Annotated in this window: 14 protein-coding genes; 5 read left to right on the top strand and 9 right to left on the bottom strand. The window is 60.5% G+C overall.

The features are described 5' to 3' along the window. Window positions 1–13 precede the first annotated feature (13 nt). From F8N96_RS00740 to F8N96_RS00725, 4 genes are all read left to right on the top strand, one after another. Window positions 14–955 (top strand): carbon-nitrogen hydrolase family protein, encoded by a 942-nt coding sequence (locus tag F8N96_RS00740; protein WP_150796142.1) that lies wholly within the window; start codon window positions 14–16, stop codon window positions 953–955. Window positions 956–1,029: 74 nt separating this feature from the next. Next, on the top strand, window positions 1,030–1,464 hold the full coding sequence (locus tag F8N96_RS00735) for a GFA family protein (protein ID WP_150796141.1): 435 nt from the start codon (window positions 1,030–1,032) through the stop codon (window positions 1,462–1,464). Window positions 1,465–1,609: 145 nt separating this feature from the next. Next, window positions 1,610–3,199: a DUF3300 domain-containing protein gene (locus F8N96_RS00730; protein WP_150796140.1), complete on the top strand. Its 1,590-nt coding sequence runs from the start codon at window positions 1,610–1,612 to the stop codon at window positions 3,197–3,199. Between the two features lie 13 nt (window positions 3,200–3,212). Then, the gene (locus tag F8N96_RS00725; RefSeq protein ID WP_150796139.1) at window positions 3,213–4,103 is read left to right on the top strand and encodes a DUF2950 domain-containing protein; all 891 of its coding nucleotides are present in this window, start codon (window positions 3,213–3,215) and stop codon (window positions 4,101–4,103) included. A gap of 203 nt (window positions 4,104–4,306) precedes the next feature. Here F8N96_RS00725 and F8N96_RS00720 read toward each other — a convergent pair whose 3' ends face one another. From F8N96_RS00720 to F8N96_RS00690, 7 genes are all read right to left on the bottom strand, one after another. Further along, on the bottom strand, window positions 4,307–4,522 hold the full coding sequence (locus F8N96_RS00720) for a hypothetical protein (RefSeq protein ID WP_150796138.1): 216 nt from the start codon (window positions 4,520–4,522) through the stop codon (window positions 4,307–4,309). A 58-nt stretch (window positions 4,523–4,580) separates the two neighbouring features. Next, a complete protein-coding gene (locus F8N96_RS00715) occupies window positions 4,581–4,973 on the bottom strand; it encodes a GFA family protein (protein WP_150796137.1) in 393 nt (130 codons plus the stop codon). Between the two features lie 75 nt (window positions 4,974–5,048). Then, window positions 5,049–5,528 carry a VOC family protein gene (locus tag F8N96_RS00710; protein WP_150796136.1) on the bottom strand — a complete coding sequence of 160 codons (480 nt, stop codon included), beginning with the start codon at window positions 5,526–5,528 and terminating at the stop codon, window positions 5,049–5,051. 151 nt (window positions 5,529–5,679) lie between these two features. Beyond that, window positions 5,680–6,498 carry a helix-turn-helix transcriptional regulator gene (locus F8N96_RS00705; protein ID WP_150796135.1) on the bottom strand — a complete coding sequence of 273 codons (819 nt, stop codon included), beginning with the start codon at window positions 6,496–6,498 and terminating at the stop codon, window positions 5,680–5,682. After that, complete coding sequence (locus F8N96_RS00700) at window positions 6,495–7,820, bottom strand: MFS transporter (RefSeq protein ID WP_150796134.1); 1,326 nt, start codon at window positions 7,818–7,820, stop codon at window positions 6,495–6,497. Before F8N96_RS00700 ends, F8N96_RS00705 begins: the two co-directional genes overlap by 4 nt. A gap of 41 nt (window positions 7,821–7,861) precedes the next feature. Then, window positions 7,862–8,044: a DUF2783 domain-containing protein gene (locus tag F8N96_RS00695; RefSeq protein WP_150796133.1), complete on the bottom strand. Its 183-nt coding sequence runs from the start codon at window positions 8,042–8,044 to the stop codon at window positions 7,862–7,864. Continuing rightward, a complete protein-coding gene (locus tag F8N96_RS00690) occupies window positions 8,041–9,753 on the bottom strand; it encodes an FAD-dependent monooxygenase (protein ID WP_150796132.1) in 1,713 nt (570 codons plus the stop codon). The genes F8N96_RS00695 and F8N96_RS00690 overlap by 4 nt, the downstream gene beginning before the upstream one ends. A 246-nt stretch (window positions 9,754–9,999) precedes the next feature. On the opposite strand from F8N96_RS00690, the gene F8N96_RS00685 reads away from it, so the two are divergent. Next, on the top strand, window positions 10,000–11,337 hold the full coding sequence (locus F8N96_RS00685) for an MFS transporter (RefSeq protein ID WP_150796131.1): 1,338 nt from the start codon (window positions 10,000–10,002) through the stop codon (window positions 11,335–11,337). Between the two features lie 137 nt (window positions 11,338–11,474). Here F8N96_RS00685 and F8N96_RS00675 read toward each other — a convergent pair whose 3' ends face one another. Together F8N96_RS00675 and F8N96_RS00670 are read right to left on the bottom strand one after the other, a co-directional pair. Next, entirely contained in the window at window positions 11,475–12,242 is a 768-nt protein-coding gene (locus F8N96_RS00675; protein ID WP_150796130.1) for a class II aldolase/adducin family protein, read from the bottom strand. 115 nt (window positions 12,243–12,357) lie between these two features. After that, window positions 12,358–13,068, bottom strand: coding sequence for a GntR family transcriptional regulator (locus F8N96_RS00670; protein WP_128873168.1), 711 nt, complete (start codon window positions 13,066–13,068; stop codon window positions 12,358–12,360). Window positions 13,069–13,100 lie beyond the last annotated feature (32 nt).

Below are 13,100 nucleotides of genomic sequence, written 5' to 3'. Positions count from 1 at the left end.
AAAGGAGAACGCCATGACCAAGGTAGCCATCATTCAGCGCCCGCCCGTGCTGCTCGATCGCAGCGCGACGATCGCCCGCGCCGTGCAATCGGTCGCCGAGGCGGCGACGGCAGGCGCCTCGCTGATCGTTTTGCCCGAATCCTTCATTCCAGGTTATCCGTCATGGATCTGGCGGCTGGCGGCGGGAAAGGACGGGGCTGTCATGGGCCAGTTGCACACGCGGCTGCTGGCCAACGCCGTCGATATCGCGAACGGTGACCTCAGCCCATTGTGCGAGGCCGCCAGCGTTCACGCCGTGACGATCGTGTGCGGCATCGATGAATGTGACCGGCGCAATGGCGGCGGCACGCTCTACAACAGCGTAGTCGTAATCGGCCCCGACGGCGAAGTGCTCAACCGCCACCGCAAGCTGATGCCGACCAATCCCGAACGCATGGTGCATGGCTTCGGTGATGCGTCCGGATTGCGCACGGTCGATACACCGGTCGGCCGCGTGGGGACGCTCATCTGCTGGGAAAACTACATGCCGCTGGCCCGCTATTCCCTGTATGCCCAAGGGGTGGAGATCTACGTCGCCCCCACCTACGACACGGGCGACGGCTGGATCAGCACGATGCGCCACATCGCACTCGAAGGCCGCTGCTGGGTGCTCGGCAGTGGCACAGTGCTGCGCGGCAGCGACATTCCCGACGACTTCCCGCACCGTGCGCACCTGTTCGCCGATCCGGACGAATGGATCAACGACGGCGACTCGGTGGTGGTCAGTCCCCAAGGTCGGGTGGTGGCCGGTCCGTTGCACCGTGAGGCCGGCATTCTGTATGCGGACATCGACGTCGCACTCGTGGCACCCGCGCGACGGGCGCTCGACGTCACCGGGCACTACGCGCGCCCGGATATTTTCGAACTGCAGGTGCGGCGCACGCCGGCGACAGCGGTGCGCTACATCGACGAGTGAAGTCAGGCAAGGTTCCGGCGATCCATGCCCTCTGTGGCGGTATCGCCTCACCAATTTGAGCAAGGAGTCAGGCCATGAACGATGAACGATCCTACAAGGGCAGTTGTTTTTGCGGCGCAGTCGAGTTCACCGTCAGCGGCGAGCCCGCGGCGATGGGCTATTGCCACTGCGAATCCTGTCGGCACTGGTCGGCAGGGCCGATCAATGCCTTCACCCTGTGGAAACCCGAGGCGCTGCAAGTGACTCGGGGTGCCGACAACATCGGCACTTACAACAAGACAGCGCAGAGCTACCGCAAGTGGTGCAAGACGTGCGGCGGGCACCTCTTCACCGAACACCCGGGGATGGGGCTGATCGACGTGTATGCCGCGCTCATCCCCGAGCTCGCGTACTCGCCAGGCGTTCACGTCCACTACCAGGAGACCGTGCTGCGCATCAAGGATGGGTTGCCCAAGCTGAAGGATGTCCCCAAAGAACTGGGGGGATCGGGCATCAGCCTGGACGAATAGCGCAAGGTTGGCGGGCGGGCGGTCAGTGATCCATCCGAATAATCACTACGCCCGCGCTGCACCCGGCTATGATTGACAGCATCCAGCCCCGCCGACGGTCGTCGCTGCGACCCGTCCCGCTTTTTCTTCCCCCGGGAGAAGCGTCATGCGTGTTTGCTATTGCTTCAGCGCAATCCTGCTCGCCGTGCTGTCTGTGTCCGGTGGTTCGGACGAGGACGGGTTCTTCATCACGAAGGCATTGGCCGTGACCACCGAGGCCGGTGCCGCGGGTGCTGCACCCGCACCCGAACCGACTGCACCGGCCGAGACGGTCTTCACGACGGAGGAACTCGACCAGATGCTGGCGCCGCTGGCCTTGTATCCGGATTCGTTACTGGCCCAGGTCCTGATGGCGGCGACCTATCCGGGCGATGTCGCCGACGCGGTGGCCTGGTCCAAGGCGCATCCGGACAGCAGCGGTGACGCCGCCGTGCGTCAAGTGGCGAATGAACCCTGGGATCCGAGCGTGCAATCGCTGGTCGCCTTTCCGGCAGCGCTGGTGATGCTGGGTCAGGATCCGGCCTGGGTGCAACGGGTGGGCGACGCCTTCCTCGCGCAGCCCAACGCCGTAATGGATTCGGTGCAACGCCTGCGTCGCCAGGCGCAAGCCGCCGGCCACCTCGAATCCAACGCGCAACAGCGCGTCACCGTGCAGCCCGCCGCGCCAGTGTCAGCGCCGGCACCGGCACCGGCACCGACCAATTCGACGGTGGTGGTGCAGCAGCCTGCCGCCACCCAGACCATCATCATCGAGCCGGCCCAGCCGCAGACCATCTACGTGCCGAGCTACAACCCGAGCGTGGTCTATGGCACCTGGGCCTATCCGTCCTACCCGCCGGCGTACTATCCGCCACCGCCGGGTTACTACCTTGGCACCGCACTTGCCACCGGCCTGGCCTTCGGCGCAGGCGTGGCCATCGTCGATTCGCTCTGGGGCGACTGCGACTGGGGCCGCGGCGACATCGACATCGACGTCAACCGCTACAACAACATCAACACCAACCGCCAGATCAACGCCAACCAGAACAATTGGAGCCACAATTCGATCAACCGCGACGGCGTGCCCTACCGCGATCGCGCCAACCGCGAACAGAATAGCCGGCGCTTGGCCGGCAGCGAACAGCGCGACGCTTTCCGCGGCCGCGATCCGGTGCGGGCCTCCGAGCGCGAGCGCGCCAACCAGGCGCTGGCGCAACGCGGCATCGAACCTGCGGCCACCAGCAATCGCCAGGCACGCGAGCGGGCCCAGGCGGCGAGCCGCGATCTGGACAAACAACCGCAAGTGCGCGACCGCGCGCAAGCCAGTGCGCAGACGCGCCAGACTACCCAGGCCACTGCGCAGAAGCGCGAGCAGGCGCAAGCCAATGTACAAGCGCGCCAGAATACTCAAGCCGGTGCGCAGAAGCGCGAGCAGGCGCAAGCCAGCGCACAGGCGCGCCAAAAGACTCAGGCCGGTGCGCAGCAGCGTCAGGGCACGCCAGACAATCCAAAGGTCCGCCAGCAAGCGCGTCAGCAGCAGGCCAGCACCCAAGGGCCGCGCAACAATGCCTTCGCCGGCGCCAGCAACCCCTCGCAATCGCGATTGCAAGCCAGCCGCGGCCAGGCCAGTCACGTTTCCGCCAGTCGGCCGCGCGCGGAGCGCGGCAGTGGTCATACTGTACAACGCCCGTCCCGGGGCGGCGGCAATCGGCGCTGACAGGAGACTTGCCATGAAGGCTGCTTTGCGTATTTTCCCGGTTATGCTGCTGGCGATTCTGGCCCTGGACGCGCATGCGCAGCAGGCCTTTCCCAGTCCGGATGCCGCCGCCGAGGCCCTGGTCGCCGCGCTCGGCACCCGGCAGGCCGATCAAGCACGCCTCGCGGCCCTGCTCGGTGCGGACTGGCGCTCCTATATACCGCTCGAAGGCATCGACCGCGACGATGTCGATGCCTTCCTCGCCCACTACCGGGAACAACACAGCATCCAGCCCGACGGGCAAGGCAAGGCGCATCTGGTGGTCGGCACCGATCCCTGGACCTTGCCGCTGCCGATCATGCAGGGCAAAGCTGGCTGGGCCTTCAACGCCAAGGCCGGTGGCGAGGAAATCCGTGAGCGACGCATCGGTCGCAACGAACTGGCCACCGTGCAATCGGCGCTGGCCTACTACGATGCCCAGATGGACTACGCCACGGTCGACCGCAACGGCGATGGAGTGCTCGAGTACGCGCAAAAGTTCATCAGCAGCAACGGCAAGCAGGATGGCCTGTACTGGGCCGAAGAGCCCGGGGTGGAAGAGAGTCCGCTCGGCCCGTTGTTCGGCGACGCCAAACCCGGCGACGACTGGCATGGCTATCAGTACCGTATCCTCGACGCACAGGGACCCTCAGCGCCAGGCGGCGCCTACAGCTACAAGCTCGGCAACAACATGAGCCGCGGCTTCGCCCTGATCGCCTGGCCGGCGAAGTACGGCGACAGCGGCGTGATGAGCTTCATGATCAGCCACGAGGGCGAGCTGTTCGAGAAAGACCAGGGCCCGGACAGCGCGAAACTGTCGAAGTCCATGCGCCGCTTCGATCCGGACAGCAGTTGGAGCGATGTCGATGAGCAACCCGGCTTGTAGGAGCTGGCTTGTCGGATCGCCGCACCGCAGCGAAGGCGGCCTCAAGCCTTGCACCGCCCATGCAGACGCCTTCGCCAGCAAGCCGGCTCCTACAGGATTCGACGTTGACCACAATCTATCTGTACACCGGTGATCATGTAGGAGCTGGCTAGCGACAAAGACCGTCCAACATTTAGGGGCAGTTCAGACAAGCGCCAGGCCGCTCACGCGAACTTGATGGTGCCACCCGGGATATCGTCTCGAGCTGACTTTAAGTCGCAGGCGTCCTGATTGAGCTGGTGAATCAGGTTGAGCAACCGCTGGCGCAACAGTTCGTCTTTGAGTTGCTCGGTTGCGCGCATGATATCCAGTGCTGCGTTCTCATTGTTGCTGGCGACGGAGTCGAGCAGTTTGCGCATGCTCCTTGATGGCCGATTCATCTGTTGCCTCCCTGGTTTCGATAGACGCGAATCATAGGGGGCGAATGTGTCGGCAATGTTACTCCTCGGAACGCCCCGTGGCGTCACGATCGCGCTCGTAGTGTCTCGTGAGCGCAAACGGCGGCAACCAGGACTCGCGACGCATCGTCCAGCTTTCGTAGGTGGGCGTCAGTTGGTCAGGGGCATCCAGGGATCCCAGGTTCACTTCGATTTCGTCGCCGGTGCGCGCAAAAACGGATGAGCCGCAGCGGGGGCAGAAAAACCGCCCGGCGTAGTCACGTGTTTCGCCCTCGATCGTCACCGCGTCCTGGGGGAATATCGCCGAGGCGTGAAAAAGCGCCCCATGGTGCTTGCGGCAATCGAGACAGTGACAAAGGCCGACCCGGTAGGGGCGTCCTGTCGCCTCGAGCCGGACGTTGCCGCACAGGCAACCGCCAGTGAATCGGTCCATGCTGCGTCTCCTCTGGAATCAAGCGATAAACCCACCCCGGCGGCCATGAAAAAAGCTGCCCACCGCAAGCGCGGATTACCCCTTCACAGCCGCTTCGATCGTTGCGATGTCGATCTTGCGCATCTGCATCATGGCGTCGAAGGCGCGCTTGGCCACCGCTTGATCGGGGTGGGTCACCGCGCTCGTCAGCGCCCGGGGTGAGATCTGCCACGACAGCCCCCACTTGTCCTTGCACCAGCCGCATGCACTTTCCTGACCGCCGTTGCCAACAATCGCGTTCCACAAGCGGTCCGTTTCGGCCTGGTCATCGGTCGCCACCTGGAACGAAAACGCCTCGTTGTGCTTGAACGCCGAGCCCCCGTTGAGTCCGATACAAGGGATGCCCATCACCGTGAAATCGACCGTCAATACATCGCCCTGCTTGCCCGCCGGATAGTCGCCGGGGGCACGATGGACAGCGCCCACGGCGCTGTCCGGAAACGTCGCGGCGTAGAACGTCGCAGCGTCCAGTGCGGTGCCGTCGTACCAGAGACAAATCGTATTCTTGCTGACCATCTTGGTTCTCCAGAATCGGGAGTGAGATAGGCAGTCTAGCAGCGCAGGTCGGGCGGACCACTTCGGGCACTTGCAAACCTGGAAGAGATCAACAGGCAAGCTGACGATCAATCGATTTTCAATGAAGTCATTTGAACCAAAGTCCGCGAGTTCAGGACCAACGACCTCTCACGACCAGCCCCAGCAATTCTCGATGTCCGCTGACGCCTGTTTTTCGATAAAGCCGCTTGATGTAGGTAGCGGCGCTTGAGCGCTGGATGCCCATCAGGGGCGCGATGTCTTCCGCCCCCAGGCCACTGAGCAAATGCCTGAGCAGTTCACGGTCCCGACGAGTCAGTTCAGGATAAAGTTGCTCGACCCGTTGACTCAGCAAAAACGGCATCTGATTGGCTTCGATATAGGCGCGATAGTGCAATCGCGTGACTTGAATCAGTAACGGCGCAACCGACTCGATAAATTCGATTTCGCGCTGATTGAAGTTGCCGTGCTCACGCCCTCGATAGAAGTTGATCGACAGCCAGCCCCCGCCCTCCTCCTGATGATTGAGCAAGGCCATGCGTTGGGAGATTTGCGGCTGCTCGTAGCAGACTCGACGATAGTCACGATGGGTGATGTCTTCGACTGACTGAAGCTGCGCCAGGATTCGTGCACCGCCATATTTCGCCTTGTGACCGAGCATCGCCTGACGGTTGCCATCCAGACTGTGAAAACGCTCGACGTAATCCCGGGAAATACGCGATATCTGCACCAGCCTGGCCTGATCGGAACACGACAACACCTGCGGCTCCTGGCCCTCGGGGTAAGCGAAAATAGTGCACTGAGCCAGCGGCATCACCCCCCGCACCAACGTCAGTAACTCAGCCGCCAGCCAGGTCCGGCAGTCCTCGCCCACCCGCGCCAACAGATGGGCGATTTGTCCCGTCGTCAACGGGACCTGGTGGTAAACGGTGGTGAGCGGCCAGTGGTTCATTCAGGGATCAATTCGCGCGTTGAAGGTTGGCGTTCGTGGGGCAGTGCCCGCACCAGTATGGCAGCCACCAGTAACAGCAGCGCCGCGTACAGACAACCGGCCGTATAGGTATGGGTCAGGTCTTTGAGCCAGCCGACCACCAGGGGGTTGAGGGCCGACCCCAGATTACCCACGGCGTTGATCACCGCGATACCCACTGCCCGGGCTTGAAAACTCAACGAGCGATCCGGCAGGGTCCAGAAAATCGACATGGCCGTGTAGGAACCCGTCGCCGCCATGCAGACCCCGGCCAGTTGCACGATCGGTTCGCTCGACAGGGCCGTGCAACACCAGCCCGCAGCGGCCATCAGCATCGGCAGCGCCAGGTGCCAGCGCCGTTCCTGGGTCAGGTCGGAATGTCGACCCCAGAGGATCATGCCCACAATGGTGCATAGCTGAGGAATTGCCGACAACAATCCGATCAGCGTATTGCTCTGACCAGCGCTGAAACTCTTGACGATCAACGGCGTCCAGACCGCGATCATCGCCAGGGTGTTGACCAGGCAAAAGTACACCAGACAGAACAGCAGCACCGCTGGCGACAGCAACTCGCGTCCCCAGTGGGCGTGGGGGGAAGGTGCCTGGCGGTCCTGCTCCAGCAACTCGGCCAGCTGCAGTTTCTCATCGTCGCTCAGCCAGTGTGCCTGGCGCGGCTTATCGTCCAGATAACCGTACACCGCCAGGCCGAGCAAGACGCTGGGCAATCCTTCGAGAAGAAACAGCCATTGCCAGCCTGCGAGTCCCCAGTGGCCGTCCAGCCCCAAAATGGCGCCGGACAAGACCGAACCAAAGCCGGCGGTAAACGGCATGGCAATCATGAACAGTGCATTGGCCCTGGCCCGGTACGCCGCCGGAAACCAGAACGTCATGTACAACAGCACACCGGGCAGAAACCCTGCCTCGGTGATGCCTACCAACGCACGCAACCAATACAGGCTGGCTGCGTCATGGGCAAACAGGGTGGCGGTCGACGCCACGCCCCAGGCAATCATCAGGCTGCCGATCCAGCGCCGGGCGCCAAGTTTCGCCAGGACCATGTTGCTGGGGATGCCGCACGCAATGTAGGCCAGGTAGAAAATCGTGGTTGCCATGCCGAACTGGGTACTGCTCAACCCCAGGTCGTCCATCATCGTCAGCCCGGCAAACCCGATATTGATACGGTCCAGAAATGAAAAAACGAAGCAGATGAACAGAAACCACAGCAGGCGTTTCGAGACTTTGGCGATGACCGGCGGATGAGCGCCGGCCTCCTCGCCAGGGGTCACAGCAGGACGGAATGGCATAGGGTGATCCTGTTTTTGTAATTATTGGCTGACGCAAGGTTTTACAGGTCCTGCACGGCGCACTCGACCAGAGCGTCGAAGCGCTCGGCATCGTTCAGTGCCTCAGCCGCCAGCAGCGCCAGTTTGACCAGGAACAACTCGCTGTCGTTACCCGTACGGTCGATCGCCTCGGCGAGCCGATCGTAGACGCGCTCGAGGTCTGTCACATTCATCGAATGACTCATGGTTGGTTACTCCCGTTGTGGCCAAGGGCCTGGTTTAATCCAAGGCGCAAACGCTCGCCATCCAGATGCAGCCAGCGGGCGCAGACGTGCTGGTCCGGGCGCGCCAGATACGCGGCGCCTGCGCGCTGCACACCATAACGCGCGCTGAACACATCGTCGGTATCAGGCAGCGTCAGGTCGGCGTGTTGCACCTGACTGACGCCGTTCATGGCGATCGCGATCACTTGTATCGGCAGCCCCTGACGGCGCAGCGCCTGAACCTGGGCATCGACATCGGCATCAAGTACCGCCGCGTCGGTGAAGCAAATCAGATGGAAGGCAGGCGCCAGCTCGTCGAACAAATAGCGTTGCTCGGCCAGACGCACATTGAGCAACGGCGCACCGTTGCGCGGCCCGCCGGTGAACAGCAGGTTATCGTCGGCCACCGCGTTGAGTTGCGAATCGGCGTAATCGTGAGCCCTTGAGGTCCGCCAGTGATACAACGGACGCACGAACTCCCGAGTCAATGACAGCGACAGCACCGCATCTCGTAACAGTCGATAGCCGCGACTGGGAGGCGCCATGAACCGCGTGCTCTTGCCTGCCTCCTCAATGATTTCCCGAGCAGCCTTGACTCGTTCGTCACTGTAGGAAGCCAGCAGTCCGGCACCGGCCAGGCCTTTGATGTGCAGGGCCAGTTTCCAGCCCAGGTCGTGGCAATCCTGGAACCCGGTATTGGCACCGCGCACGCCGAAAATCGGCAACAGATGTGCCGCGTCTCCGGCAAAAATCACGCGGTCATTGATGTACTGCGCCAGGGTCAGCGCCCGAGCCGAGTACACCGAACTCCAATCCAGCTCCCATACCGGGTTCTCGACGCCGAGCATCGCCAATTGCGCATCGATACGCTCACGCAACGAGTCGGGGTGCAGCGCCTGCTCGGGGGTTTCGTCCACGGGCAACTGGTAATCGATGCGCCAGATATCGCCGGGCTCGCGGTGCATCAACACGGTGTTGCCGGGGTTCCAGGAGGGATCGAAAAACGCCAGGCGTTCAGTCGGCAGATCAAGCTTGATGCGGATGTCGGCAATCACGAACCGCCCTTCATAAGACGCCCCTTCAAGCTTGAGCCCCAGCAACGAGCGCAGTCCGGAACGGGCGCCATCAGCGGCCACCACCCAATCGGCCTCCAGGCTATAGGTATCGCCTGGGGTATCGACTTTCAACACCGCGCGGTCGACGCCTTGCTCGATATCGATGACTTTATTGCCCCAACGCACTTCGATCAGCGGCTGTGCCTGGGCGGCCTCCACCAGATGTTGCTCGAGGTATTGCTGTTGCAAGTTGGTCATCGGCGCAAAACGATCATGCTCGTCGACCGGTGCTTCCATACGAAAAACCCGCTGACCGCGGTAGTAGGAGTTGCCGAAACGCCAGGGCAGCCCCTGCTCGGTCACCGCCTCCGACACCCCCACTTGCTGGAAAATCTCCATGGAACGGCGGGTAAAAACAATCGCGCGGCTGCCTTCACAGACTTGCTGCTCAGCCGCCAGAACGGTACTTCGGACACCGTAGCGCGCCAGTTCGAGCGCCAGCGTCAGGCCAATGGGGCCGGCGCCCACAATCACCACGGGCGAGCGATTGAGGATGCCTTGGGACGGCACGAAAGCAGGATAAACCTGATAGGGAAAATACAGGGATTGATGGGGTACGACTTGAGGCTGATGCATGGTCCGGTGGCTCCCGGTTTATTGTTTTTTCGGGGACAGGTTTTGTCTCGGGCCACTCTAAATCCCGGCGCGCGGGGGGATGTCCCCTGAAGGGGACATCTTGCTGGCGCCCGCCAACCATACCTCTCAGGTATCGCACGGCACCCAAACGATATTAGACCCTGGCGAGCGCCACACTTAGCCTGTGACCCGGCAGGCTCTGCCTGCGCGAAAAAAACAATAAAGTGCCCTTTGAGAGGAGTCGCCATGAGCACTCACTATTCCATTCCCGAGTTGATCGACAGCACTCGACTCAGCGCTTTTCAGTGGCGAGTCTTTGGCCTGTGTTTTTTAGTGGCCATCCTGGATGGATTCGATACCCAGGCGATTGCCTTCACCGGCCCCTCGATCATCCAGGCCTTCGGACTGGGTGCCGGAGCCCTGGCGCCGATCCTGACAGCAGGCATTGTCGGCATGGTGCTCGGGGCAATGGCATTGGGCTTGCTGGGCGATAAATTTGGTCGACGACCGACGATTATCGGCTCGGTAGCCTTGTTTGGCGTGGCGTCCCTGGCGACCGCATTCGCCCAGACGACCGAGCAGATCCTGGTGCTGCGATTTATCGCCGGGCTGGGAATGGGCGGCGCAACACCCGTTGTCCTGTCGCTGGCGGCCGAGTACGGCAGCGCCAGGCATCGTGGCACGATCATGACCACGGTGTTACTCGGCTTGCCCGCTGGCGCCATTCTTGGAGGATTGTTGGCCGCCAGGATGTTGCCCTCGATCGGTTGGCAAGGCATCTTTGCCGTCGGCGGTATCGTGCCGCTGGCGCTGGTGGTGATATTGATGTTCGCACTGCCGGAGTCGTTGCATTTTCTGACCAGGCACCGGGCAGTGATCGGTCGGCAGAAGATCGAGCGAATCGTCGCCAGAATCACCAAACGCCCACTGTCTCCCGACAGTACTTACAGTGTCCCGGAGATGGATGTAAAAACCAGAGTGACCTCCTTGTTCAGTGGTGGACTGGCGCGCAATACCTTTGGCATATGGACGGTCTATCTCTTTAACTGGGTTGCCTGGTTCATGTTTCTCTCCTGGCTGCCCACCGTTCTCAAAGCCACCGGATTACCAACGGAACAGGCGCCCATGGGGACGGTTGCGGTCAACGCGGTGTTTGTCGTGTGTGCCATTCCACTTTCGATCATCCTACCCAAGATCAACACCCGGCTTTTGTTGCTGGTCCTGTTTCTCTTCGGCATTGTCCTATGCATTGGACTGGCCAACAGTGGCAACAACTGGACACTGGTATTCATCCTCGCCGGCTGCGCGGGCTTGGGCATTGGCGGTCAGCAAATCGTGTTGAACTACATGGTTGCCCAAGCCTATCCCACTGCCTTGCGCGCAACGGCAACCGGCTGGGCGATTGCACTGGGTCGGGTGGGCGCCATTATCGGCTCGGCCAGCGGCGGCTGGTTTCTCGAGCACGGTGGTCCTGCGGGCTATTACTCAGCGCTGATTGTGCCATTGGTGATTGCGGCTGCAGGGCTGATGATCATTCGCACCCAACCCGAGGCCATCGAAAGTCAGCCACTCGCAGTGCATTGAGCATCAGTGCCAGCCCGCATGGCTGGAAAAAACTACCCCAACTGTGCCTGAATCTTTTGCACGGCTCTCTGCATCGCCGGTAAATACCGGCGAGCGGCTTCCTCGATGGGCATCGCCTTGGCGATGTAGAAAGGTAATCAGGAACAGTACTCAGACTTTTGATCGTCGATCAGACGCAACGCGGCTTCCCAGGCCAGGATATGAAGATTATCTCGAATTTCATCGGCTGATTGCCTGGCAGTGAGCTCGCATACCTCTTTGGCGGGGACGCGCAAACGTTGCCCGCCAGTCAAGGCAGCCACCTGAGCTTGACAAGCTCGCTCGAGAAAATAGATCTGATTGAAGGCCTCGGCAATAGAGCCTCCCACAGCCAACAACCCATGGTTTCTGAGAATCATTGCCATGTTTGAACCCAGATCAGTCACAAGTCTCGGGCATTCAGCAGGGTTGAGCGCGATGCCTTCATAATCATGATAACTGAGGCAGCCATAGAACTTTAATGCATGCTGTGTAATCGGCAGCAGACCTTCCTCTTGAGCGGCTACTGCCATGCCCGCCGAGGTATGGGTATGCACGATGCAGACAGCATCATGGCGAGCGCCGTGAATGGCTGAGTGGATGTTAAAACCAGCCTTGTTGACCGCCCCTGCGACATGGAGTTGATCTACGATATCGCCGCCGATATCAATCTTGACCAGATCAGATGCTTTCATCTCGTGAAACAGGACACCATAGCGATTGATGAGAAACAGTCCTTCATTGCCTGGCGCGCGCACCGAAATGTGGGTGTCGATCAGGTCCGTCATTCGAAAATGAGCGAGCAATCGATAAAGGGCTGCCAGTTCGCATCGAACACTCCATTCAGCGTTGGATATGAAAGCATGGGGACTTGCAACATTAAACATAAGTTCCACCTAAGCAAACAAACAGAATGCGCAACAAAAATAAAAGAAACCAAACTCAAGACAAAAAAAATCCCTGCACTATCACTTAAGATTGCCAAGTGTTGCTGCCGACAAATTAGAAGTTGTAAGCTTCCTTGATTCTTTTCCAGGAATCGCCTATATGAAACCGTAGCGATTCAATGATGGCTTGCTCATCCTTGGTGCGAAACGCCTCGACAATAGGCCAATGATCCGCTGCCGCATCTTCCAGACTTGCAAATCGATGTTCAACCAGGCTGATCGAAATCTGGATTTCTGCATAGATATTTGAAAAAGCCCGAATGGTCTGTGTGTTTCTCGACAACTCACAGATTCGCTGATGGAACGCGATGTCGCGTTCGACAAGGTCCATTTCACGCCCTGTTTTTGCCGCTGATTCCATCTGGCCGACGATTGCAGCCAAGCCCTCGATGTCCTCATCGGTGAGATAGGGAAATGCCTGACGAACCGCAAACTCCTCCAAAGCCAGCCGGAATGAGAAAATATCCTGGATGTCCGACTCCGAAAACGAACGGACAAAAGTGCCTCGCCGTGGGCTGGAGATAAGCAAACCTCGCTCTTCCAGCTTGCGGATCGCCTCCCGGATCGGGTTACGGCTGATCTTCAACGTCCGCGCCAGCTCAGCCTCATTAACACGCTGCCCTCCTTTCAGCTGGCCGCTGACCAGCAGCTTGTACAGATACTCGGTCACCTGCTCCGACAAGCTTTTACTGTCGACAACCGGTGCCGGGAACGATCCTGGCTCGCTCGTAGGGACGTTTGAAACTGAGGATGGAAACTGATTCATCTGAAGTTGATCCGCTATGTCTTCGATGTAGA

Origin of the sequence: Pseudomonas fluorescens, from assembly GCF_902497855.1 — a bacterium.
GTDB lineage: Bacteria > Pseudomonadota > Gammaproteobacteria > Pseudomonadales > Pseudomonadaceae > Aquipseudomonas > Aquipseudomonas fluorescens_BI.
The sequence above is the reverse complement of the archived record's forward strand: the minus strand, read 5'-3'. Positions and strand labels throughout refer to the sequence as shown.

Bases quoted from the DNA above. Each gene is read 5' to 3' on its own strand.
- F8N96_RS00740 (WP_150796142.1), top strand. From the start codon at position 14: ATGACCAAGGTAGCCATCATTCAGCGCCCGCCCGTGCTGCTCGATCGC.
- F8N96_RS00735 (WP_150796141.1), top strand. From the start codon at position 1,030: ATGAACGATGAACGATCCTACAAGGGCAGTTGTTTTTGCGGCGCAGTC.
- F8N96_RS00730 (WP_150796140.1), top strand. From the start codon at position 1,610: ATGCGTGTTTGCTATTGCTTCAGCGCAATCCTGCTCGCCGTGCTGTCT.
- F8N96_RS00725 (WP_150796139.1), top strand. From the start codon at position 3,213: ATGAAGGCTGCTTTGCGTATTTTCCCGGTTATGCTGCTGGCGATTCTG.
- F8N96_RS00720 (WP_150796138.1), bottom strand. From the start codon at position 4,522: ATGAATCGGCCATCAAGGAGCATGCGCAAACTGCTCGACTCCGTCGCC.
- F8N96_RS00715 (WP_150796137.1), bottom strand. From the start codon at position 4,973: ATGGACCGATTCACTGGCGGTTGCCTGTGCGGCAACGTCCGGCTCGAG.
- F8N96_RS00710 (WP_150796136.1), bottom strand. From the start codon at position 5,528: ATGGTCAGCAAGAATACGATTTGTCTCTGGTACGACGGCACCGCACTG.
- F8N96_RS00705 (WP_150796135.1), bottom strand. From the start codon at position 6,498: ATGAACCACTGGCCGCTCACCACCGTTTACCACCAGGTCCCGTTGACG.
- F8N96_RS00700 (WP_150796134.1), bottom strand. From the start codon at position 7,820: ATGCCATTCCGTCCTGCTGTGACCCCTGGCGAGGAGGCCGGCGCTCAT.
- F8N96_RS00695 (WP_150796133.1), bottom strand. From the start codon at position 8,044: ATGAGTCATTCGATGAATGTGACAGACCTCGAGCGCGTCTACGATCGG.
- F8N96_RS00690 (WP_150796132.1), bottom strand. From the start codon at position 9,753: ATGCATCAGCCTCAAGTCGTACCCCATCAATCCCTGTATTTTCCCTAT.
- F8N96_RS00685 (WP_150796131.1), top strand. From the start codon at position 10,000: ATGAGCACTCACTATTCCATTCCCGAGTTGATCGACAGCACTCGACTC.
- F8N96_RS00675 (WP_150796130.1), bottom strand. From the start codon at position 12,242: ATGTTTAATGTTGCAAGTCCCCATGCTTTCATATCCAACGCTGAATGG.
- F8N96_RS00670 (WP_128873168.1), bottom strand. From the start codon at position 13,068: ATGAATCAGTTTCCATCCTCAGTTTCAAACGTCCCTACGAGCGAGCCA.